At 73.4% G+C, this 22,191-nt stretch carries 24 protein-coding genes; 16 read left to right on the top strand and 8 right to left on the bottom strand.

Annotation, left to right across the window (positions count from 1 at the left end; genetic code table 11):
* The first annotated feature begins 44 nt into the window (after positions 1 to 44).
* The 6 genes from KM842_RS11995 to KM842_RS11970 all read left to right on the top strand — a co-directional run bounded on the left by KM842_RS11995 (position 45) and on the right by KM842_RS11970 (position 6,182).
* A complete protein-coding gene (locus KM842_RS11995; RefSeq protein WP_216258652.1) occupies positions 45 to 1,205 on the top strand; it encodes a peptidoglycan DD-metalloendopeptidase family protein in 1,161 nt (386 codons plus the stop codon).
* Between the two features lie 101 nt (positions 1,206 to 1,306).
* Entirely contained in the window at positions 1,307 to 1,927 is a 621-nt protein-coding gene (locus KM842_RS11990; RefSeq protein WP_216258650.1) for a DNA alkylation repair protein, read from the top strand.
* Between the two features lie 95 nt (positions 1,928 to 2,022).
* On the top strand, positions 2,023 to 2,874 hold the full coding sequence (locus KM842_RS11985; protein ID WP_216258649.1) for a cytochrome c oxidase assembly protein: 852 nt from the start codon (positions 2,023 to 2,025) through the stop codon (positions 2,872 to 2,874).
* Between the two features lie 145 nt (positions 2,875 to 3,019).
* Positions 3,020 to 4,225 (top strand): zinc-dependent alcohol dehydrogenase, encoded by a 1,206-nt coding sequence (locus KM842_RS11980; protein WP_216258647.1) that lies wholly within the window; start codon positions 3,020 to 3,022, stop codon positions 4,223 to 4,225.
* The gene (locus tag KM842_RS11975; protein ID WP_216258645.1) at positions 4,222 to 5,247 is read left to right on the top strand and encodes an NAD-dependent epimerase/dehydratase family protein; all 1,026 of its coding nucleotides are present in this window, start codon (positions 4,222 to 4,224) and stop codon (positions 5,245 to 5,247) included. Before KM842_RS11980 ends, KM842_RS11975 begins: the two co-directional genes overlap by 4 nt.
* 206 nt (positions 5,248 to 5,453) lie before the next feature.
* On the top strand, positions 5,454 to 6,182 hold the full coding sequence (locus tag KM842_RS11970) for a S1 family peptidase (protein ID WP_216258643.1): 729 nt from the start codon (positions 5,454 to 5,456) through the stop codon (positions 6,180 to 6,182).
* A gap of 109 nt (positions 6,183 to 6,291) precedes the next feature.
* Here KM842_RS11970 and KM842_RS11965 read toward each other — a convergent pair whose 3' ends face one another.
* Positions 6,292 to 6,759: a MarR family winged helix-turn-helix transcriptional regulator gene (locus KM842_RS11965; RefSeq protein ID WP_301183796.1), complete on the bottom strand. Its 468-nt coding sequence runs from the start codon at positions 6,757 to 6,759 to the stop codon at positions 6,292 to 6,294.
* Between the two features lie 208 nt (positions 6,760 to 6,967).
* Between KM842_RS11965 and KM842_RS11960 the strand changes: the two genes are divergently transcribed.
* The 5 genes from KM842_RS11960 (at position 6,968) to KM842_RS11940 (ending at position 10,642) form a co-directional block, all read left to right on the top strand.
* Positions 6,968 to 7,615, top strand: a complete 648-nt coding sequence (locus KM842_RS11960) for a COG1361 family protein (RefSeq protein WP_216258641.1) — start codon at positions 6,968 to 6,970, stop codon at positions 7,613 to 7,615.
* A gap of 94 nt (positions 7,616 to 7,709) precedes the next feature.
* Entirely contained in the window at positions 7,710 to 8,594 is an 885-nt protein-coding gene (locus KM842_RS11955) for a S26 family signal peptidase (RefSeq protein ID WP_216258638.1), read from the top strand.
* Positions 8,591 to 9,442 (top strand): LamG domain-containing protein, encoded by an 852-nt coding sequence (locus tag KM842_RS11950; RefSeq protein WP_216258637.1) that lies wholly within the window; start codon positions 8,591 to 8,593, stop codon positions 9,440 to 9,442. The genes KM842_RS11955 and KM842_RS11950 overlap by 4 nt, the downstream gene beginning before the upstream one ends.
* A gap of 115 nt (positions 9,443 to 9,557) precedes the next feature.
* Positions 9,558 to 10,223, top strand: a complete 666-nt coding sequence (locus tag KM842_RS11945) for a pentapeptide repeat-containing protein (protein ID WP_216258636.1) — start codon at positions 9,558 to 9,560, stop codon at positions 10,221 to 10,223.
* Positions 10,220 to 10,642, top strand: coding sequence for a DUF6314 family protein (locus KM842_RS11940; protein ID WP_216258635.1), 423 nt, complete (start codon positions 10,220 to 10,222; stop codon positions 10,640 to 10,642). The genes KM842_RS11945 and KM842_RS11940 overlap by 4 nt, the downstream gene beginning before the upstream one ends.
* Before the next feature lie 52 nt (positions 10,643 to 10,694).
* Here KM842_RS11940 and KM842_RS11935 read toward each other — a convergent pair whose 3' ends face one another.
* The 3 genes from KM842_RS11935 to KM842_RS11925 all read right to left on the bottom strand — a co-directional run bounded on the left by KM842_RS11935 (position 10,695) and on the right by KM842_RS11925 (position 12,880).
* Positions 10,695 to 11,069 (bottom strand): VOC family protein, encoded by a 375-nt coding sequence (locus KM842_RS11935; RefSeq protein ID WP_216258634.1) that lies wholly within the window; start codon positions 11,067 to 11,069, stop codon positions 10,695 to 10,697.
* A gap of 98 nt (positions 11,070 to 11,167) precedes the next feature.
* A complete protein-coding gene (locus KM842_RS11930) occupies positions 11,168 to 11,863 on the bottom strand; it encodes a helix-turn-helix transcriptional regulator (RefSeq protein WP_216258633.1) in 696 nt (231 codons plus the stop codon).
* Positions 11,864 to 11,923: 60 nt separating this feature from the next.
* A complete protein-coding gene (locus KM842_RS11925; RefSeq protein ID WP_216258632.1) occupies positions 11,924 to 12,880 on the bottom strand; it encodes an NAD(P)/FAD-dependent oxidoreductase in 957 nt (318 codons plus the stop codon).
* 67 nt (positions 12,881 to 12,947) lie between these two features.
* Between KM842_RS11925 and KM842_RS11920 the strand changes: the two genes are divergently transcribed.
* On the top strand, positions 12,948 to 13,559 hold the full coding sequence (locus KM842_RS11920; RefSeq protein WP_216258630.1) for a helix-turn-helix domain-containing protein: 612 nt from the start codon (positions 12,948 to 12,950) through the stop codon (positions 13,557 to 13,559).
* A 144-nt stretch (positions 13,560 to 13,703) separates the two neighbouring features.
* On the opposite strand, the gene xylB is transcribed toward KM842_RS11920, so the two are convergent.
* The 4 genes from xylB to KM842_RS11900 all read right to left on the bottom strand — a co-directional run bounded on the left by xylB (position 13,704) and on the right by KM842_RS11900 (position 18,001).
* Entirely contained in the window at positions 13,704 to 15,206 is a 1,503-nt protein-coding gene (gene xylB, locus KM842_RS11915) for a xylulokinase (protein WP_216258628.1), read from the bottom strand.
* Positions 15,199 to 16,392 (bottom strand): xylose isomerase, encoded by a 1,194-nt coding sequence (gene xylA, locus KM842_RS11910; protein ID WP_216258626.1) that lies wholly within the window; start codon positions 16,390 to 16,392, stop codon positions 15,199 to 15,201. Before xylA ends, xylB begins: the two co-directional genes overlap by 8 nt.
* A 132-nt stretch (positions 16,393 to 16,524) precedes the next feature.
* Positions 16,525 to 17,238, bottom strand: coding sequence for a TetR family transcriptional regulator C-terminal domain-containing protein (locus KM842_RS11905; RefSeq protein WP_216258624.1), 714 nt, complete (start codon positions 17,236 to 17,238; stop codon positions 16,525 to 16,527).
* Positions 17,239 to 17,371: 133 nt separating this feature from the next.
* Positions 17,372 to 18,001, bottom strand: a complete 630-nt coding sequence (locus KM842_RS11900; protein WP_216258623.1) for a TetR/AcrR family transcriptional regulator — start codon at positions 17,999 to 18,001, stop codon at positions 17,372 to 17,374.
* 93 nt (positions 18,002 to 18,094) lie between these two features.
* Between KM842_RS11900 and KM842_RS11895 the strand changes: the two genes are divergently transcribed.
* The 4 genes from KM842_RS11895 to KM842_RS11880 all read left to right on the top strand — a co-directional run bounded on the left by KM842_RS11895 (position 18,095) and on the right by KM842_RS11880 (position 22,171).
* Complete coding sequence (locus KM842_RS11895; protein ID WP_216258622.1) at positions 18,095 to 18,841, top strand: SDR family NAD(P)-dependent oxidoreductase; 747 nt, start codon at positions 18,095 to 18,097, stop codon at positions 18,839 to 18,841.
* Positions 18,842 to 18,909: 68 nt separating this feature from the next.
* Positions 18,910 to 19,629: an SDR family oxidoreductase gene (locus tag KM842_RS11890; protein ID WP_216258621.1), complete on the top strand. Its 720-nt coding sequence runs from the start codon at positions 18,910 to 18,912 to the stop codon at positions 19,627 to 19,629.
* 40 nt (positions 19,630 to 19,669) lie between these two features.
* The gene (locus KM842_RS11885; RefSeq protein WP_216258620.1) at positions 19,670 to 20,857 is read left to right on the top strand and encodes an MFS transporter; all 1,188 of its coding nucleotides are present in this window, start codon (positions 19,670 to 19,672) and stop codon (positions 20,855 to 20,857) included.
* A gap of 225 nt (positions 20,858 to 21,082) precedes the next feature.
* Positions 21,083 to 22,171, top strand: a complete 1,089-nt coding sequence (locus KM842_RS11880) for a LacI family DNA-binding transcriptional regulator (protein WP_216258619.1) — start codon at positions 21,083 to 21,085, stop codon at positions 22,169 to 22,171.
* Positions 22,172 to 22,191: the final 20 nt, after the last annotated feature.

Below are 22,191 nucleotides of genomic sequence, written 5' to 3'. Positions count from 1 at the left end.
GGCGATCGCCCGCGGTGGTCGGCACCACGAGCAGGGACCCACGCATGATCAGGGCACGAGCGCGCCTCACCGCCGCCGTCACCGCCGTCGCGATCGCGGCCGCGGGACTCGTCGCGATCGCAGCACCGGCGCAGGCAGCGACCACGTTCCGCGGCACCGTCGCCGCCGGGACCACCATCTACCCGGGTGACCAGCTCACCTCGTCGAACGGCCAGTTCCGCCTGGTGATGCAGGGCGACGGCAACCTCGTCGAGTACGGCATCGGCAACACGGTGCTCTGGGCGTCGAACACGTCGAACCAGCCCGGTGCCGTCGCGGTGGTGCAGAAGACGGGGCCGCTCGCCATCGTCAGGAACGGCCGGACCGTCGCGCAGTGGGGACCGGCGAAGTCGGCGACGAAGAGCCTCGGTGTGCGGCCGGACGGCACCCTGCGGATCCTCGACACCGCCGGCAAGCAGACCTGGCGCCTCCAGACGTTCCAGAACCGCCTGGCCACCGGCACGACGATCCTGCCGGGCTCGGTGCTCCGCTCCGGCTCCGGTCGGCAGCAGACGCTCACCATGCAGAGCGACGGCAACCTCGTGCAGTACGTCAACGGCACGGCGACCTGGTCGTCGGGCACGTTCAACCGCCCGGGCGCGACCGCGGCACTGCAGGCCGACGGCAACCTCGTCGTCTTCCCGAAGGGCGGCGGCCGGGCGCTCTGGTCGACGGCCACCGCCGGCAAGGGCCCCGGGCAGCTGCTCGTGCAGCTCGACTCGAACGTCGTCCTGTACGGCAAGTCGGACACCCGCGTGTGGTCGACGCAGTCGGTCACGGGCCTCCGCTGGCCGGTGAACGGGACGACGATCACGGGCCGCTTCGGCGACGACCGCGGTGCCGGGCACGTCCCGCGCTACCACCAGGGGACCGACGCCCCGGTGAAGGTGGGCACGCCGGTCTACGCGTCGGGGAGCGGCCGCGTCACCACGGTCGTGCGGAACAACGCGTCGTACGGCAACTACGTCATCGTGACCTACGGGCTGACCACGGTGCTCACCGCGCACCTCAGCTCCATCTCGGTGTCGAAGGACCAGGTCGTCACGCTCGGCAAGGAGATCGGCAAGTCCGGCAACACCGGGCAGTCGACCGGGCCGCACGTGCACGTCGAGACGCGGGTCAGCGGCACCCTCAAGGACCCGCTGACGATCCTGGCGTTCCGCTGACGGGACGGTCGCCCGGGGTGCACGCCCGGTCGTAGGGTGGACGGGATGTCACGCGCTGCCGATCCCGGTCCGGGGCCCTCCGCCGCACCGCCGGAGTCGGCGTGACGGCCACCGCCGAGGACGTCCTCGCCGCGTTCGCCCGCACCCCCGGCGACGTCGGCGCCGCCCGCCGGACCGCGCGGCGGTTCGCTGACCTCGACCCGGGGGAGCGGTCGGCGCTGCTGTGGAGCGAGGACCCCGGCGGTCGGCTCGTCGCGGTCGTGCTCCTCGTGCAGGCCGCCCGGACCCACCCGGACCCCGACCTGACCGACGAGTACCTGGCGGCGCTGCGGGCCGAACGGCTCGACGACCCGGCGCTGGTCGACCTGGCCGCCGAGGAGCTCGTCGGCGTCCCGCTGCTCGGCGGCTCGACCGGGCCGCTGTTCGCCCTCGCGAAGTCCGACGTGGCGCTCGTCCGGCGGACGGCGGTCGTCGCGACCCTGGCGTTCGTCAAGCAGGGCGACGCCGAGGTCCCGCTCGCGGTCGCCGGCCGACTCGTCCGGGAGCGGGGCGAGGTGGTCCAGTCAGCACTCGGGTGGGTGCTGCGCGAGACGGGGAAGCGGGCGTCGCAGGCGTCGCTCGTGGCGTTCCTCGAGCAGCAGGGCCGGTTCCTCGGTCGCGCCGCGCTCGAGACGGCGACCGAGCACCTGCCCGCCGCCGAGCGGGACCGACTGCGCGCCTGACCCCGCCCGCCGCCGACCAGTCGCGGGAACGCACCGCACCGAACACCACCCACCGGTCTCCGACAGGATGGACCGACGACGACAGGAGCCCTCTGGTGCACTCTCACGGCGGCATGCTCGGGACCTTCACCCTCATCGCCCTCACCCTCGCCGGCGCGGTGTACATCGTCGGTGCGGCCGGTCAGCGGCGCCGCGGGCACCCGACGTGGCCGCTCGCCCGGACGGTCTCGTGGATCGCGGGCCTGCTCGCCGTGGCCGCGGTGCTCGTCGGGCCGCTCGGCCACGCCGGCAACCACGACCTCACCACGCACGTCCTCGGGCACGTCGTGATCGGCATGCTCGCCCCGGTGCTGCTCGTCCTCGGGTCCCCGGTGACCCTCGCCCGCCGCACGCTCGAGCCAGTCCCGCTGCAGCGTCTCGGTCGGCTGGCGGGCAACCCGCTGACGGCGGCGCTCGCGTTCCCGGTGGTCGCCGGGGTCCTGGCCGTCGGCGCCTCGTGGCTGCTCTACACCGGCACCACCGCGGCGGACTCGACCCGCGACCCGGCGCTGCACTCCGTCGTGATGATCGGCTTCCTGCTGGTCGGCCTGCTCCTGACCGCCGGGGTGGTCGGCGTCTCGGCGGGCATCCGGCGCAGCCCGCGCTGGCTGCGGGTGGCCGTGCTCGTGCTGGCGACGGCGGTCCTCTGCGCCGAGGCCGTCCTGATGGCCGTCGGCGGCGTGCCCGGGATCGCCGCCGAGCAGGTCCCGTCCTCGGCGGTCGCGCTCGCGGTCGGTGCTGTCCTGTACGCCGTCGCGCTCGGCGCGGTCGTGGCGACCGAGCGGCGGCGCGACGCCCGCGCCGCACGTGAGGAACAGGACCTCCGTTCGGCGGCCGCGGCCCGTTCCGCCGCGCCCACCGGTGCCGGCCAGGAGGCGCGCCCCACCGACGGCGCACCCGTCGCCTGACCCGCGTCCCCGCCCGGCGGGGCGCTCCGCCGACGGTGCGCTGACGGGCTCAGCCTGGGAGGCCGCGTCCTGGCGGAGGCGTACCGATGGGAGGACGCGTGCCGGGGCTCCCGTCCGGCGCGACGGCGACGAGAGGAACGCACACATGCGCGCACTGACCTGGCAGGGCACCGAGAAGGTGTCCGTCGAGACCGTCCCCGACCCGACGATCCAGGAGCCGACCGACGCGATCGTGCGGATCACCTCCACGGCGATCTGCGGCTCCGACCTGCACCTGTACCGCGTGCTCGGCCCCTACATCGACAAGGGCGACGTCCTCGGTCACGAGCCGATGGGCATCGTCGAGGAGGTCGGCTCCGCCGTCACGAACCTCAAGGTCGGCGACCGCGTCGTCGTCCCCTTCAACATCTCCTGCGGGCACTGCTACATGTGCCAGCGCGGGCTGCAGTCGCAGTGCGAGACCACCCAGGTGACCGAGTACGGCAGCGGCGCCGCCCTGTTCGGCTACACGAAGATGTACGGGCAGGTCCCCGGTGGCCAGGCCGAGTACCTCCGCGTGCCGCACGCCGACTACGGGCCCATCAAGGTGCCGCACACCGGCGCGGACGACCAGTGGCTGTTCATGAGCGACATCCTGCCGACCGCCTGGCAGGCCGTGCAGTACGCCGACGTCCCCGAGGGCGGCACGCTCGCGGTGCTCGGCCTCGGCCCGGTCGGGCAGTTCGCCGCCCGCATCGGCAAGCACCTGGGCTACCGCGTCCTCGCCGTCGAGCCGGAGCAGGTCCGCCGCGACCTGGCGGCGAAGTACGGCGTCGAGACCTTCGACCTGTCGAAGGACCTGGTCTCGGAGCTCGTCGACCTGACCGACGGCCGCGGCCCGGACGCCGTCGTCGACGGCGTCGGCATGGAGGCGCACGGCAACCCCGTCGCCGGGTTCGCCCAGCGCGCGGCCGGGCTGCTGCCCGACAAGCTCGCGCAGAAGGCGATCGAGACCGCGGGTGTCGACCGCCTGGACGCCGTGCACACCGCGATCGACCTGGTCCGCCGCGGCGGCACCGTCTCGCTCAGCGGTGTCTACGGCGGCATGGCCGACCCGATGCCGATGATGACGATGTTCGACAAGCAGATCACCGTGCGCGAAGGACAGTGCAACGTGAAGCGCTGGATCGACGACATCATGCCGCTCGTCGAGGACCCGTCGGACCCGCTCGGCACGCTCGACCTCACCACGCACCGGACCTCGCTCGAGGATGCCCCGCACATGTACGAGGTCTTCCAGAAGAAGCAGGACGACTGCATCAAGGTCGTCCTCGACCCCGCGATGGCTGCTGGTTCCACGGCCTCCGCATGACCAGGGTCGTGGTCGTCGGCGCGACCGGGAACGTCGGGACGGCACTGCTCCGACGCTTCCGGGACGCCGGCGCCGACCTGATCGGCGTCGCCCGCCGCCTGCCCGACCTGCAGGCCACCCCGTACGACGCCGCGCTCTGGCACGCCGTGGACGTCGGCGCCCCGGACGCCGTGGACCGGCTGACCGCCGTGTTCCGCGGCGCCGACGCCGTCGTGCACCTGGCGTGGGCGCTGCAGCCGACGCACGACATCCCGGCGCAGTACCGGACCGACGTCACGGGGACCGCCAACGTCCTCGCCGCCGTGGCCGCCGCCGGGGTGCCGCAGGTCGTCGTCGCGTCCTCGGTGGGCACCTACCGCGGCGTCGACGTCGACGGCAAGCGCACCCCCGTGGACGAGAGCTGGCCGACGGACGGCATCCCGACCGCGACGTACTCCCGCCACAAGGCCGAGAACGAGCGGGCGATGGACGTCTTCGCGGCCGCGCACCCCGAGGTCGTCGTGACCCGGATGCGCCCGGGGCTGGTCTTCCAGCGCGACGCCGCGGCGGAGATCCGCGGACTCTTCCTCGGGCACCTCGTCCCGATGCGAGTCGTCCGCTGGGTGCGGTGGGCCGTGCTCCCGCTGCCGTACCCGTTCGTCTTCCAGGCCGTGCACGCCGACGACCTGGCGGACGCCTACTGGCGGGCCATCCACCGGCGGGCCGCGGGCGCCTTCAACATCGCCGCGTCCCCGGTCCTGACACCGCCGCGGATGGCACGGGTGCTCGGCATGCTCGGCGCGGTCCGGGTGCCACTCGCACTCGTGCGCGGACTCGTGACGGTGACGTGGCGCCTCCGGCTGCAGCCGACGGACGCGGGATGGGTCGACATCGCGGCCGGCGTGCCCGTCATGCGGACGGACCGTGCCCGCGAGGTGCTCGGGTGGGAGGCGCGGCACAGTGCCGAGGACGCGATGCGCGCCCTGGTGGCCGGCTTCGCGGACGAGCACGGTGTGCCGGAGTCGCCGCCGCTGCGCGGCTGAGGGCGCGGCGGGCCGCAGGCGGCTGGCCGCCGGTCGGTCCGCCGGCTGGTCCGCCGTGGTGCGCGCGTGCCGGCCGGTCCGTCGTGGTGCGCGCGTGTCGACCGGTCCGCCGAAGAGCGGACTGGTGGGACCCCTCGGACGGGGGTGAGGATACCTGTCAGTTGCACAGTGCAACCGACAGGTGCTTCATCGACAGAGGAGTCGTCATGCAGAAGTCCATCGCAGCCGTCGCCGCGGCCACCGTCATCGCCGCCGGGCTGTTCGCCGCAGCCCCCGCATCCGCCCTCACCGCCTCGACGAAGGTCGTCGGCGGCGAGAAGGCCCCCGCCACCTCGTCGATCGTGCAGCTCGAGGCCTCCGGCGGTGACATCCCCGCCGGCTACGTCAGCACGTGCACGGGTGAACAGGTCTCGCCGTCGTGGGTCCTCACCGCCCGGCACTGCATCGACGGCATCGGCGCGATGAACGTCTACCACTCGAACTCCACCGCGAACCGCGGCACCCCCGTCGCCGTCGACCGGGTCACCGCCGCCCCGGCCGGGGACATCGCCCTCGTGCACCTCCGGACGTCGTACGCCCTGTCGTCCTACGCGCAGCTCGACCTCGCCGCGACCGCGAAGACGAGCGGCACCGGCACGATCCAGGGCTACGGTCTGCGCGCGAACGCCGTGCAGTCCGACGGGCTGTACCAGGCGACCGTGTCCCTGACCGGGTCGAGCACCGACGCCTACCGCGGCCGGGCCCAGCACGTCACCGGCGTCACGGGGGCGTCGAACCACGGTGACTCCGGCGGCCCCCTGCTCGTGAACGGCAAGGTCGTCGGCGTCTGCTCGACCGGTGACAGCGCTGACCCGGGGGCGAACACGACCGCGGGGTCGAACTACGCCCTGCTCGCCCAGTCGGCCTCGTGGATCCGGAGCACCGCGGGCGTCTGACCGCGCGCACCGACCGGCGGGACGCCGTGGCTGCTCGGCCGCGGCGTCCCGCCGTCGGCGTCCTGCCGGCCTGCCAGCCCGCCGTCCCGCCCTGGCGGCCGGCGCGCGGTCAGGGCGCCGGGTCCTCCGTCGGTGCCGCGTCCGCCGCCTGCCCGTACAGCCCCGTCGCCAGGTCGTTGAGCACCGCGTGCAGGTCCCCGCGGTGGCCGGCGTCGACGGCGCGGAGCATGGCGGCGTACCGCTCGCGGTAGTCGCGGACGACGTCCTCGCCCTCGGGGCGGAGCCGCAGCAGGGACCCGCGGCGGTCGGACGGGTTCGGGGTCCGTTCGAGCAGGCCGGCGGCGGTGAGCCGGTCGACCATGTTCGTCACGGCGCCCGAGGTCAGGCCGAGGAAGCCCGCGACCTCCGTCGGGGTCGAGTAGCCGGTGTCGCTGACGAGCACGAGTGCGCGGAGCCCGCTCTCGTGCACGCCGGCACGGGCGCTGAGCTGCCCGACCAGGCTCGCGTTCGCGCGGACGACCGCGTCGAAGGCGGCCATCAGGTCGGCCGCGCCGTCCTCGTCCTGCTGCTGCGTCACCACTGGGCTCCGTGTCTCTCGTTGCGGAAGAGTACCGGGCCCGCACGGCCGCTCCGGGCGGCCCTGCGCCTCCTGACCGATCGCGCCCCCCGCTCTGGGGGCGGATGCGAAGTACCCATTTGCTCAAGCCATGACTATCTTAATGGTTGAGCAATCTCCTCCCCGAAGCATTGCGATCCCGACCGCCAGACGAACATCGAGGTACCCCGTGTCCAACCAGCTCCGCACCTCTCCGCTGAAGCGCATCCGCTTCGCCCCCGTGGCGCTCCTCGCGGGCATCTTCGCCGCCGTGCTCCTCTCCCTGTCGCTCACCGGCACCCTCTCCGGGTTCGCCGCGAGCATCACGAACAGCAGCAACACGGCCGCCAGCGGCACGCTGATCATGCAGGAGCAGAACGCCAACGCGTCCGTCACCTGTCTCAGCACCGACGGCGGTTCGGTCTCCACCAACTCCGCGACCTGCTCGACCATCAACAAGTTCGGCGGCAGCACCACGATGACCCCGGGCACCAAGGTCGACACCCCGATCACGATCAAGAACACCGGTACCTCCGCCGCCAGCACCTTCACGCTGACCCCGGGGTCGACCTGCACGCAGACCGCGAACGGCCCGTCGAACGGCACCGCGACCGACCTCTGCTCGAAGATGAACCTCGTCATCACCTCGGGTTCCACCACGGTCTTCTCCGGCACCCTCGCCAGCTTCAAGGGCGGCGCCGCGATCTCCCTGCCGACCGCCCCCGCCGCCGGCGCCAGCGTCCCCTTCAACTTCGCCGTGACGCTCGACTCCTCGGCCGGCAACACCTACCAGGGCCTGGCCGCCTCGGTCCCGATGACCTGGACCTTCACGGCCTGATCCGCCCCGCCCAGACCGGCGACGCTCGACCGACCCCCCTACGGTCGAGCGTCGCCATCACCTGTGACCGACACCGACCAGGACGGAGCAGCACATGAGCCAGACCTCGGCCATCCCGCTCAGCGGGACCCTGCCACGGCCGCTCCTCCGCGGGCGGACGTTCAGCCGCTCCGAGTCCGTCCTCGCCTGGTCCGTCGCCGTCATCGCTGCGGTCCTCCTGACCGCCGCGGTGCTGTTCCTCACCAACGGCGGCCGCTGGTTCGTCGTCGAGACGCCGTCGATGGGTGAAGCCGCCCCGGTCGGCACGCTCGTGCTCGACATGCCGGTGCAGGCCTCGTCCCTCCGCGTCGGCGACATCGTCTCGTACAGCGTCGCCGCGAACCCCGACGTCGTCTACACGCACCGCATCGTCGAGATCGACCCCGACGGCGGCATCCGTGCGCGTGGCGACGTGAACGGCGCGGTCGACCCGTGGACCCTGACCCAGGACGACCTGGTCGGCGCCCCGGTCCTGCTCGTCCCGCACCTGGGCTGGCTCTTCAAGGCCGCCCCGGTCCTCCTGGTCGGGACGCTCCTCATCTGGGGTCTGACCAGCGCCTTCACGGACCAGGTCACCCGGAGCAGCCTGCGCATCGCGGGTGGCTCGCTCACGGTCTCGTACGCGGCCTTCCTGTTCAAGCCCTTCGTCAACGTCACGACGATCTCGAACGCCACCTCGCCCGGGTCCGTCGAGGCGACTGTCGTCTCGTCCGGCATCTTCCCCGTCCGCGTCGACGCCGTCGGCGGCAACAGCGTGCACCTCGTCGACGGTGAGGTCGGCCGCCTCACCATCACCGAGCTCTCCCGCCACGGGCACTACCAGCTGCTGTCGAACATCGACCTCGACCCGACCGGCTGGGCCGTCCTCGTCGCCGGCTGCCTGGTGCCGCTCCTCCTCTGCCTCGCCATCGGCCGCGTCGAGGCGGTGCACGCCTCGTGAACCTCCACCGCCTCCGCGACGGCAAGGTCGTCGCCCTCCTCCTCGTCGTCGCCCTCGCCGTGGTCGTCCTGGCCGTGCACTTCGCCCCGACCCGCTCGGCCTTCTCGGCGAAGCTGACGAACGGCAGCAACACCGCCGGCACCGCCACCTACTTCGACTGCTCGAGCGCCGTCGACGCGGACAACGCCTCCGCCCTCTTCACCTACAAGCTCGCCGAGGCGGCGGGCGCCCGCACGGCCGTCGACGACTCCGGCAAGGGTGCGAACGGCACCTACCAGGGGTCGATGGCGACGACGGCGGCAGCACCGATGGCCTGCCCGCGCGACAGCGGCACCGCGTACGTCCTGAACGGCTCGACGAGCTTCGTGTCGACGCCGACCGCGTACCGCAACCCGACCACCTTCAGCGAGGAGGTCTGGTTCCGCACCACCGTCGCCGGCGGCCTGCTCATCGGCTTCGGCAGCAACCAGGTCACGACGTCCGGTCAGCACGACCGACAGGTGTACCTGGACACCAGCGGCCGGCTCGTCTTCGGCACCTACAACAACACCACCCAGGTCGTCACGTCCCCGAAGGCGTACAACGACGGCGCGTGGCACCACGTCGTGTCGACGATGTCGCCCACCACGGGCATGCGGCTCTACGCCGACGGGGTGCTCGTCGCGTCGAACGCGTCCTTCACGGCGCCGGAGAACGCCACCGGGTACTTCCGCGTCGGCTACGACACGATCACCGGGTGGCCGGGCGCGGGCAACTACTCCTTCGCCGGCTCCATGCGGTTCGCGGCGGTCTACAGCTCGGTGCTCTCGCAGACGCAGGTCGCGAACCGCTACGCCGCTGGGCGCTGAACCCGCCGTGTGACGCCGCTGGGCGCTGATCCCGCCCGGCGTCGCCATCCGGCGCGCTCCGTCCTGGAGGCGCGTGGTGCGTGGGCGCGTCGGTGCGGCCCGGCAGACTGGGGCCATGGCACGGAAGACCGGCGTCGAGGCGCCCCGCCCCACCACGACCGCCCCGAGCGACCTCGAACCCTGGGCGCCGGGGCCGGGCGACGTGCTCACCGGCGACCGGATCGAGGGCAAGCGCATCGCGGTGCTCGACCTCCGCGACGAGCGGCTCCCCGACCTGGAGATCGAGGAGTGCGTCGTCGAGACCCTGCGCGCCGGGGACGCCGACCTCCGCGGGCTCCGGGTGCGTGACTCCGTCGTCGAGGTCCTCGACGCCCCGGTCCTCCGGGCGCCCAGCGGGGACTGGCGGGACGTCCGCGTCGACGGGGGTCGCATCGGTTCGGCCGAACTGCACGGCGGCTCCTTCTCCGTCGTCGAGTTCGCCGGCATGAAGCTCGGTTTCGTCAACCTGCGCGGCTCGACCCTCACCGACGTGGTCTTCCGCGACTGCGTCATCGACGAGCTCGACATCGCCGACGCGCGACTCCGGCGGGTGTCCTTCGTCGGCAGCACCGTCCGTGAGGTCGCCGGCACGAACACCCGCATCGAGGACGTCGACCTGCGCGGCGCGGACCTGGACCGGGTCGAGCGGCTCGACGGGCTCCGCGGTGCGACGATCGGCGGCGACCAGCTGTACGCGCTCGCGCCGCTGTTCGCCGCACAGGCCGGGTACCGGGTCGAGTGACGGACCCGGCGCCCCTGCTGCCGACCGACCTGCTGGGCCGGTGGGTCCTGCACCGGACCGTGCACGACCGGCTCGCCGGGGTGACCGGCACCGTGGCGGGCACCACCGAACTGACCCTCGTCGAGGCCGGTACCGTGCGGTGGCACGAGGCCGGCACGATGGTCCTCGCCGACCGTGCGACGCCGGTCTGGCGCACCCTGACGGTCCGGTACGGAGCGGACGGCCGGTGGCGCGTGCACTTCGAGGACGGCCGGCCCTTCCACGACTGGGTGTGGGGCGGACGGGTTCGACACGCCTGCGCGCCGGACGACTACGCCGGGGTCCTCGACGGTGGGCGGCGTCGGTGGACGGTCCGGTGGGAGGCCCGTGGTCCGGCCAAGGACCTGGTGCTCGAGAGCGTGCTCACACCGGCAGACTGACGCGCCTCCGGCACCGCGCCGCCGCGGCGGAGGTCACCGCGAGGCCCTCCGGTCAGTGGCTGGTGGGCGTGCTGAACAGGTTGACGACGTTGCCGTCGGGATCGCGGACCAGCGCGGAGCGGTTGCCCCAGGGCATCGTGGTCGGTTCGAGGACGACGTCCTCGCGCGCGGGCTCGAGTTCGGCGAACGCGTTGTCGACGTCGGCGACCTCGAACTCGACGAACACGGACCGGTTCGTCGCAGGGACGAGCGCGCCGCTGAGCATCGTCACGGTCGCGGTGCTCGCGATCGCGAGGGTCGCGCCGGGGCCGCTGAACTGCGCGAAGACCGGGGCGGGGCGCTCGGCCTGCTGGCCGGTGACCCGCTCGTAGAACGAGACGAGACCGTCGAGGTCGTCGGTGACGATGCGGATGGATGCGAACGACACGGGGCTCCTTCAGTGGTGCTGGTGAGGTGGGAGCACCAGTGTCACCGGTCGTCGCGACACCGTCCTGTCGGTGTTTCTCCGAAGACGTCGGCTGCCGATCAGTCGTCGACGACCGAGCGGAGCCGTCCGTACTGGATCGCGAGGTCCTCGGCGCGGAGCGTGCGCACCGGCGGCCGTTCGTCGGTGACCCTGACCGAGAGCATCCGGTCGCCGCGGAACGCCCGCACGCCGTCCCGGAGCCGACACCAGGCGATCAGGTACCACTGCCCGTCCTTTTCGATCGACCCCAAGGGTTCGACGTCACGGGTGGACTCCGCACCGCCGGCGTCCTGGTAGCGCAGCTGCACGACACGGTCTGCGCGGAGAGCCTCAGCGAACTCGACCGGCGCGGTCGTGTGCTCGTCGCTCTCCAGGAAGTGCACCCGGGACGCGAACGCGCTGGCACGTGCCGCGTCCCGGTCCGGCATGACCGCGAGCATCTTCCGGGCAGCGGTCCGCGCAGACTGCCGGAACGGGCTGTGGCGGAGCGCGCCGAGCCCGATCAGCACCGCGAGGGCTTCGTCCAGCGTGAACCCCGCCGGACCGAGCGTCGCCGACGCGTCGATGACGTACCCACCGGTCCGGCCGGGCTCCGCCCAGATCGGCAGGCCCGACTGCTGCAACGCCGCGAGGTCCCGCTCGATGGTCCGCACGGACACCTCGAAGCGTTCGGCGAGACGACGCGCGCTCCGTGGGCGTGGCGACACGGCTCGCAGTTCCTCCACGAGGCCGTAGAGACGATCGGTCCGGTTCACCGACCCATCATCCGACACCGACGCAGGAGGACACGACGACGGCCGCCGGCAGCGGGAGGGTCAGCGCAGCGCCGCCGCCAGGTCCGCCTGCAGCAGGTCTCCGTGCACCGCGGCCCCGACCTGCGACCCCGCCGCAGCCGACCCGATCACCGTCAGCATTGCGTTCGCCACGTTGCCCGCGGCCCACACGCCGGGCACGGGCGTGGCGCCGCCGCCGTCGACCGGCAGGACCTGCCCGAAGACCACGCCGTTGGCCTCCTGGTCGACCGGGGTCAGTCCGAGTCCCGCGGCCCAGTCGACCCGGGCCTCCACCCGGCTCGCGGCGGCCAGCGCGTCGAGCGGGACGACCGTGCCGTCCGCCAGCTCGACGCCGGACAGGGCGTCGCCCTCGGAGCACACGCGGGCGATCGGCGCCTGCACGACCCTGACACCGCGGGCCTCGAAACCGGCGAGCACGGTGTCGCTGAGCAGCGTGGGATCCGCGACGAAGGCGGTCACGTCATCGCTGAGGGCGCGGAACATCTGCACCTGGTGGGCGCCGACGGGTGACGCGACGAGGACCCCGATCCGGCGGTCCCGCACCTCCCACCCGTGGCAGAACGGGCAGTGCACGACTCCGCGGCCCCAGTGCTCGGCGAGGCCCGGCACGTCTGGCAGCACGTCGACCGCGCCCGCGGCCACGACGACGCGGCGGCCGCTGACGACCTCCCCGGACGCGAGGGTGAGACGGAAGCCGACCGGGTCGTCGTCGGAGACGGGTTCGGCGGTCGCGGCGACGACGCGGTCGTCCGTGACGGTGACACCGTACCGAGCGACCTCCGCCCGGCCGGTGCGGAGGAGTTCGAGCGGGTTCGTGCCCTCCTGGCCCAGGTAGTTGTGGACGCCCTCGGCTGGCGCGTTGCGGGGTGCACCCGCGTCGACGACGAGGACGGAGCGGCGCGAACGCCCCAGGATGAGCGCTGCGGAGAGGCCGGCGGCCCCGCCGCCGACGACGATGACGTCATGTGGTTGCGACATGTGCCGAGCTTGCGACTCCGGCCGCACGAACAGCAAGTCCCGTTGCCGTTGTGGCAAGCTGGCCGTCATGACGACCGATCGGGAGGCCCGCCCCACCGACGCGACGACGGCTGACGTCGTCGACGCGGTCGGCCCGCGCCTCCGCGCGCTCCGGGCACGACGTGACACGACCCTCGCGGTGCTCGCCGAGCGCACCGGCATCTCGGTGAGCACGCTCTCGCGCCTCGAGTCCGGACAGCGCCGGCCCACGCTCGAGCTGCTGTTGCCGCTGGCCCGTGCGTACCAGGTGCCGCTCGACGACCTGGTGGGCGCGCCGGCGACCGGCGATCCGCGCGTCCACCTCAAGCCCGAGCGGCACGGCAGCCGCGTGGTGATCCCGCTGACCAGACGGACCGGGGGTGTGCGGTCGTTCAAGCAGCTCATCCCACCGCACGACCCGCCGGGTGAGCCCGTGCAGCAGACGCACGAGGGCTACGAGTGGCTCTACGTCCTGTCCGGGCGGTTGCGCCTGCTGCTCGGCGAGCACGACCACGACCTCGGCCCGGGGGAGGTCGTGGAGTTCGACACGCACACGCCGCACTGGATGGGCAACGTCACCGACCAGGTCACCGAGATCCTGTGCCTGTTCGGCCCGCAGGGGGAGCGCGCACACGTCCGGTCCCGGCCCGTGGTGCGCTGAGGGCGGTCGTACTCCCCGCGTCCGGGACGGGATCGGGCACGGCGGACTCCCGTGACCGTGCTGCGGTCCGCACACACCGCGGGCGGTGTCGACGACCCTCGTGGTCGACCGACACCGCCCGTGGTGCGTCGTGCTGTCGTCCGGTCAGCCGACCGCTGCCCGGTACTGCTCGAGCACCTCGGGGTGCGGGTCGGCCGGGATCGACGTGGTCGGGATCGACCAGCCGGGGAGCTCGCCCGCGTGCACCCACGCGGCCTGACGGGCAGCGCCGGCGGCGACGTACTCGCCGGGTTCGGGCACGAGGACCTCGCGGCCGAACACCTGCGCGGCGACGACCCGGACGGCCTCGTTCTGCGCGGCACCGCCGATGAGCAGGAGTCGCTCGACCGTCACACCCGTGCGCTCGACCGCCGCGAGGCCGTCGGCGAGAGCGCAGAGCATGCCCTCGACGGCCGCGCGGGCCAGGTGCGCGCGGTCGGTCGTCCCGGGCGTCATGCCGAGCAGCGACGCGGTGGCGTCCGGTCGGTTCGGGGTGCGCTCGCCGACGAAGTACGGCACGAGGACGAGCCCGTCGGCACCGGCCGGGGCCTCGAGCGCGAGCCGACCGAGCTCGGCGTGGTCGACGCCGAGCAGGCCGCCGATCACCTCGAGCACGCGGGCCGCGTTGAGCGTCGTGACGATCGGCAGGCGGGCACCGGTGGCGTCCGCGAACCCGGCGACGGTGCCGGTCGGGTCCTCGATCGCCGTGTCGGTCACCCCGAAGACTGTGCCGCTCGTGCCGAGGGACACCGCGACGTCGCCCGCGGCGAGCCCGAGTCCGAGCGCCGCGCCCGCGTTGTCCCCGGCACCCGGAGCGACGACGAGTCCCGACGGCGCGGAGGCCCCGCCGGGCAGCGGGACCGCCTGCTCGAGCGTGCCCATCGCCTCGGACGGGCCGACGACCCGCGGGACGACGACCGCGTCGCCGTCGTCACCGGTCTCGGCGCCCCGCAGCGGACGGCCCAGGGCGAGCTCGAACAGCTCCGGGTCGTACTCGCGTCGCGCCGGGTCCCAGTAGGCGGTCCCGCTGGCGTCCGAGCCGTCGGTCGCCAGGGCGTCCAGGTCGGGGCCGAGCGGGCTCTCGTCCGCCGGGCCGTAGCCACGGAGGCGCCAGGACAGCCAGTCGTGTGGGAGCGCGACGGCCGCGACGCGGGCCGCGTGCTCCGGCTCCGCGTCGCGGAGCCAGCGCAGCTTCGTCGCCGTGAACGAGGCCACCGGGACCAGTCCCGTGCGGGCGACCCACGCCTCCCGGCCGAGTTCCTCGACCATGGCGGCGGCGGCGGCCGCGCTGCGGACGTCGTTCCAGAGCAGGGCCGGGCGGATCACCCGGCCCTCGGCGTCGAGCGCGACCATGCCGTGCTGCTGCCCGCCGATGCCGATCGCGGCGACGTCGTCGAGGCCACCGGCGTCGGCGACCGCGGTGCCGAGCGCGTCCCACCAGGCGGCGGGGTCGACCTCGGTGCCGTCCGGGTGGGAGGCGCGGCCGCTGCGGACGACCTCGCCGGTCGTGGCGCGGCGGACGACGACCTTGCAGGACTGCGTGGACGAGTCGACCCCGGCGACGAGGACGTCACCGGGGTCGGTCGCGCTGGAGGCGAGATCAGCCACGAGCGCCCATGAGGTGCTCGAGGGCCAGCTGCTGCAGCTTGACGAAGCCGAAGCCCTTGCCGCCGAGGTAGGCGTCGGCGTCGAAGTCCTCGTACGCCGAGGTGTCGGCGAGGAGGGCGTCGTACGTCTCGCCCTCGTTCAGCGTCGGCTTCGACAGCTCGGCGACCTTGGCGGTCTCGAGCGCTGCCTGCACCTCGGGGTCGGCGCGGAACGCCTGCGCGCGCTCCTTGAGGAGCAGGTACATGCGCATGTTCGCGGCGGCCGAGTCCCAGACGCCGGTGATGTCCTCGGTGCGGGACGGCTTGTAGTCGAAGTGACGCGGGCCGTCGTACGCGCGGCCGCCCTGCGGGGCGCCGTGCTCGAGCAGGTCGACGAGCGAGAACGCGTTCTGCAGGTCGCCGTGGCCGAAGACGAGGTCCTGGTCGTACTTGATGCCGCGCTGACCGTTGAGGTCGATGTGGAACAGCTTGCCCTGGTACAGCGCCTGCGCGATGCCGGCGGTGAAGTTCAGGCCGGCCATCTGCTCGTGCCCGACCTCGGGGTTCACGCCGAAGAGCTCGGGGCGCTCGAGGGTGTCGATGAACGCGATCGCGTGGCCGAGCGTCGGCAGCAGGATGTCGCCGCGGGGCTCGTTCGGCTTCGGCTCGATCGCGAACTTCAGGCCGTAGCCCTTGTCGGTCGTGTACTGCGCGAGGAGGTTGACGGCCTCGCGGTAGCGCTCGAGGGCGGCCTGCACGTCCTTGGCGGCGTCGTACTCGGCACCCTCGCGGCCACCCCACATGACGAACGTCTCGGCGCCGAGCTCGGCGGCGAGGTCGATGTTGCGGAGGACCTTGCGGAGCGCGAAGCGGCGCACGTCGCGGTCGTTCGAGGTGAAGCCGCCGTCCTTGAAGACCGGGGCCGAGAAGAGGTTCGTGGTCACCATCGGCACGACGACGCCGGTCGCCTCGAGCGCGCCCTTGAGGCGGTCGATCTGCGTCTGGCGCTCGGCGTCGGTCGACCCGAACGCGAAGAGGTCGTCGTCGTGGAAGGTGAGGCCGTAGGCGCCGAGCTCGTCGAGCTTCTCGACCGCCTCGACCACGTCGAGCTGGGGGCGGGTCGGACCGCCGAAGGGGTCCGTGCCGTTGTAGCCGATGGTCCAGAGACCGAAGGAGAACTTGTCGTCGCGGGTGGGCTGCACTGCCATGGGGGTCTGCCGATCGTCGTCGAGCGGATTTGTTGTCAGCGAGAACATATGCGCTGCCGTGCCCTGAGCGCAACCCCCGACCGGACGGGAGGCGAGCCCGCGGCCCGCCCCGCGCCTCCCGACCGCGGTCGGTCAGAGGTCGTAGACGCCGTCGGCCGCCTCCGGCTCGACGGCGGGCCGGGCCGTCCAGCCGCGCCGCAGGCGGCTCGTCGCGTCGCGGAAGGCGGCCAGCACGTCGAGGCCGTCCCGCAGCAGCCCCTGCAACTGCAGTCCCTCGTAGAGGGCGAGCAGCTGCACCGCGGCGCGCTTCGGGTCGAGAGCCGCGGGCTCCCGTCCCGTCGCCACGTCCTGCTCGAGCAGCCGTCGCACCGTGCGGTGGAACAGCTCGTACTGGTTGCGGTAGAACGGCGCCACCGGGTTGGACGCGTCCGTGCCGGCCGTCAGCGTGCTCACCAGCAGGCGCATCATCCGGGGGTCCGCGCGGTTCGCCTCGATGAGCCCCTCGAGGAAGGCGACCGCCCCCACGTCGTCGGCGTCCTCGAGCAGGCGGGCCAGTCGGGTCTCGTGCCAGTGCATCACCGCGACCGCGACCAGGCTCTCCCAGGTCGGGAAGTGTTGCTGGAGCAGGACGGGGTCGACGTCCGCCGCCGTCGCGACCGCGCCACTGTCGGGGGTCAGCGTGTCGCCGGTGCGGATGAGCTCGATGGCGGCCTCGGCGATGTGACGGCGGACCCGGGCGTGGGCGAGCGGGTCGTCGGGCGCGGTGTCGGTGTCGGGTTCGGTCTCGGTCCGGGCCGCGGGGTCGTCCTCGGTCGGGTGGTCGGCGGAGCGGGCATCGGTGGTCATCGCAGCCTCGGTTCGTCTGGTCGTGCCCCGAGGGTGGACGGGGCGGTGCACCCCAGTCTCACGAGCCGGTGCTCTCCGCCGCCCGCCCCAGTCCTCGGGACACGACCCTCCGTGCCGCGTGGGCCCCGGGCGATCAGGTCCAGTCGCCGTCGTCCGTGCCGAGGTGCTCCCAGCCGAGGGGCGTGATCGGGACGGCGGCGAGGCTGGTGAGCCCGATCTGCAGGAGCGTCGCTCGCGGGACGCCGACGCGTCCGAGGGTCGACATGCCCTCGATGAGCGCGCAGAAGTACGTCCCGAGCGCCTCGGCGTCGGCGCCGGGGTCGATCTCACCGGCCTCCTGCGCGTCGACGATGCACGCCGTGTAGTCGGCACGGATGGCGTCGAACGCACTCGCGACGGTCGTCGCCACCTCGGGGTCGCGGCTCGAGAGTTCCACGGCGGCCCGGAGGAACAGTGACGGCGCGGCCTGGCCGGCACCGTGCTCGACCGCGGCCGTCACGAGCTGCGTGCGGATCCGGACGATCGGGTCCTCCGCACTCTGCAGGATCGTCCTCACCGCGTCCGTCGCCTCGGCGGTGTCGCTGAGGAAGGCGCGCATGAACAGCTCCTTCTTGCCGCCGAACGCGTTGTACAGGCTCTGTCGGGCCAGGCCCGTCGCCTCGAGCAGGTCGTCGAGCGACGTGCCGGCGAAGCCGGTCTCGGCGAACGTGCGGCGGGCGCGTTCGATGACGTCCGCCTCGTCGAACATGCGTGGTCGTGGCATCTGTGACTCCTCAGGAACCTTTGTTGACTGATCCGTCCATTATGCCTTAGCGTTCTGGATCATTCAGTCACAAACGAGGTCTGGGAGGACACCATGACTGCAGCACTCACCGGCAAGACCGCGCTCGTCTCGGGCGGCACGTCGGGCATCGGCCTGGCGGTCGTCCGCCGATTCGTCGAGGAAGGCGCACACGTCTTCGTCACCGGACGCCGGCAGGAGGCGCTCGATGCACTGCGCGTCGAGTTCGGCGACGCCGTCACGCCGATCCGGGCCGACGCCACGGAGCCGCAGGGGATCGAGGCGGTCTACCGCGCGGTCGCGGAGCGCGGCGCCGGACTCGACGCGGTGCACGTCAACGCCGGGGTCGGGGAGTTCAAGCCCCTCGCCGAGGTCACCGCCGAGGACATCGACGCGACCTTCGGGACGAACGTCCGCGCGACGACGCTGACGGTGCAGGGCGCGCTGCCGTTCCTCCGGCACGGCGCAGCGATCGTCGTCACAGGGTCGTCGTCGGCCTCCGGGACCGAGCCGTCGTTCGGTCTGTACGGCGCATCGAAGGCGGCCGTCGCGACGCTCACCCGGACGTGGGCCGCCGAGCTCGCCCCGCGTGGCGTGCGGATCAACACCGTCGTCCCCGGCCCGACCGAGACGCCCGGACTGAAGGGGCTCGCGCCGCACGACCCGGACGCGCTCCTCGAGGCCATCGCCAGCAAGCTGCCCTTCGGCCGGGTGCTCCTCCCCGAGGAGGTCGCGGCCGCAGTGCTGTTCCTCGTCTCCGACCAGAGCTCCGGGATGACCGGCAGCGAGCTCGCGGTCGACGGCGGCAGCACGATCGTCTGACCCCGTCCCCGTCGACACCCACCAGCACCAGAACACCACCAGCACCAGCACCACGGAAGGAACCCACCATGACCACCCACGACGACCAGAAGCGCGTCCTCCTCATCGGCGGCGGCTCGGGCATCGGCCACGCCGTCGCGTCGGCACTGCTCGACCGCGGCGACCAGCCCGTGATCGGCGCACGGGACCCGGAACGCACGGCAGCGATCCTCTCGGCGCCGCTCCGGGACGTGCCGATCGTGCACGCCGACCTCGCCGACGAGGCCACCATCGAGGCCCTCACCACCGCGGGACCCTTCGACGCGGTCGTCTCCCTGGCCGCGGCTTCGGCGAACGGGCCGGCGGCGTCCTTCGACCGGGCGGCGATCCACGACGCGTTCGACGCCAAGGTCGTCGGTCCGATGCTCCTGGCGAAGCACCTCACCGGGTCGATGCGGCCCGGCGGCGTGTTCGTCTTCTCGTCGGGTGTCGCGGCCTGGAAGCCGGCACCCGGGCTCAGCGTGATGGCGACCGTCAACGGCGCCGTGTCCTTCATGGCGGAGGCGCTCGCCGTGGAGCTCGCACCGGTCCGAGCGGTCGCGGTGTCGCCCGGCATCGTCGACTCCGGCCTGTGGGACTCCATGGGCGAGGACGGCAAGCGCGACTTCTTCGCGGCGACCGCGGCCGCGAACCCCGCAGGGCGCGTCGGCACCCCGGACGACGTCGTCGCTGCCGTGCTCCTCGCCGTCGACAACACGTTCGTGACCGGCACCACCCTGCACGTCGACGGCGGCGGACGACTCGGCTGAGCGTCCGGGCGAAGAGACAGAGAAGAGAAGGAGAAGGATCATGTCTCGTCTGCGGCACAGTGGATGGCTCAGCGTCTCGTCCGTGGCGGTGGGGTCGTTCGGGACGGTGCTCTCGGAGTTCCTCCCCATCGGGCTCCTCCCGTCGATCGCGTCCGACCTCGGCGTCCGGATCGCGACCGCCGGGCTGATGGTCGTCGTCACCGGGCTCGCCGCCGCGGTGGCCGCCCCGGTGGTCACGGTGGCCACCTTGCGACTCGACCGTCGGATCGTCCTCGTCGGGCTCAGCGCGGTGCTCGTGGTCTCGGACGCCGTGGCCGCCCTGGCCCCGGCCTTCCCCGTGCTCCTGGTGGCGCGGGTCCTGCTCGGTGTGGCGCTCGGCGGCTTCTGGGCGATCGGGGCCGGGATCGCGGGCCGGCTCGTCGCCGAGGACCAGACGATCCGCGCGACGTCACTCATCACCGCGGGGATCTCGATCGCGACCGTCGTCAGCCTGCCCCTCGGCGCGTTCGTCGCGGCGACCGCGAACTGGCGGGTGGCGTTCGTCATCGGCGGGGCCGTCGGGCTCGTCGCCCTCGTGCTGCAGCTGCTCACCCTCCCCGCGGTCCCGTCGCAGCAGCGGGTGCGCCCGGCCGCACTCACGGGCCTGTTCGGCGTCCCGCGCGCCCGCGTCGGCCTGCTCGTCGCCGCGTTCCTGTTCGCCGCGCAGTTTGCCGCCTACACCTACGTCAGCCCGTTCCTGCAGGACGTGGCGAGGGTGCGCCCGGACGTCGTCTCGGTCGCACTGCTGGTGTTCGGCGTCTCCGGCATCATCGGGAACTTCGCGACCAGCGCCGCGCTCGACCGGTCCGTCCTCGGCACGCTCACCGGCCTCGGCGTCACCCTGGCAGCCGCCGTCGCCCTGCTGCCGCTCGTCGCGCACCTCCCCGTGGCGGTCTTCGCCCTGCTCGTCGTCTGGGGGGTGGTGTGGGGCGGCCTACCGCTGGGCCTGCAGACGTGGATGGTCCAGGCCACGCCCCAGGGCGCCGAGGCGGGCCTCGCGATGTTCGTCACCACGATCCAGGTCGCCCTCGCCGTCGGCTCCAGCCTCGGTGGCGTCGCCGTGGCGGCCGCGGGCATCGCCGTCGACTTCCGGTTCGCGGCGGTCGTCGCGCTGGTCGGCACCGCCGCCCTCGTCTGGCTCGGACTCCGGACCGCGACACGGACCAGCACGGCGGCCGCACACCACTGACCCGCCGGCGATCCGGTCAGCGCAGGCCCGAGCGCCGAGCGCGAACGCCGAGCGCTCAGCCCCGAGCGCCCAGCCCCGAGCGCCCAGGCCCGAGCGCCCAGCCCCGCCGCGGGCCGGGCGCTCACGCGCTCGTGTCGGGTCACCGCCACACCCGCACGGGACCGGACCGCACCGGAGCGCACCGGACCGTGCAGCGGTGCAGCCGGGGCCTGCGACACTGGGCCGATGGGCAGCGGCGCGACGGACCGGACCGGACCCCGGCCGACCCTCGACGCGATCGCCCGCCAGGCCTCGGTCTCGCTCGCCACCGTGTCGAAGGTCCTCAACGGTCGTGCGGGCGTCTCCGGACCGACACGGGAGCGCGTCGAACGGCTGCTCGCCGCCTCCGGCTACGCGCAGCGGGACCGTCCGCCCGAGCCCGGATCGCTCGTCGAGCTCGTCGTCGAGGACCTGGCCAGCGAGTGGTCGATCGAGATCGTCCGCGGGGTCGAGGCCGTCGCCCGGGCACACGGCTACGCGCTGTCCCTGTCCGCCCTCGGCCCCGACCACGCCGTCGGCGAGGACTGGATCACCGGTGTGCTGCACCGACGCCCCGCCGCGATCGTCCTGCAGTTCTCCGCGCTGACCGCGGGTCGACGCGACCAGCTCCGCGCCCGTGGCATCCCCTTCACCGTGGTCGACCCGGTCGGCGACCCACCCGCGGACGTCCCGGTGGTCGGCGCGACGAACACCGCCGGGGGAGCGGCAGCCACCCGGCACCTGCTCGACCTCGGACACCGCCGGATCGCCGCCGTCGCCGGACCGCTCGACATGCGGTGCGCCGTCGACCGGTCGGCGGGGCACCGTGCGGCGCTCGCCGCGGCCGGACTGGAGGCGCGCCCCGGCTCCGTCGTGGTGGCCCGCTTCAGCCGCGCGGACGGGGAGCGGGCCGCCCGCGTCCTGCTCACCGCGGACCCCCGGCCGACCGCGATCGTGACCGGCAACGACCTGCAGGCGCTCGGGGTGCTCGACGCCGCAGCCGCGGTCGGACTGCGGGTACCGCAGGACCTGTCGGTCGTGGGGTTCGACGACGTGGCGCCCGCCCGGTGGGCGCGACCGGCGCTCACCACGGTCCGGCAGCCGCTCCAGGAGATGGCGGCGCAGGCGACCCGGATGGCGCTCCGGCAACACGGCGCCGGCGACGGCGCGGCCGATCCCGCCCGGGTGGAGCTCGCCACGTCGCTCGTGGTGCGCGACTCGACGGCCGCACCCGGCGTCGGGGCGGAGGTCGGGCCTCCCGTCCGGTCGCACCCGGTGGCCGACCGGCGGGCGTGAGCCGCCGGCCCTGCGAGGAT

Source organism: Curtobacterium sp. L6-1 (assembly GCF_018885305.1).
Taxonomy (GTDB): Bacteria; Actinomycetota; Actinomycetes; order Actinomycetales; family Microbacteriaceae; genus Curtobacterium; species Curtobacterium aetherium.
Note: the sequence above shows the minus strand (reverse complement) of the source record. Positions and strands in the feature narration are given on the sequence as shown.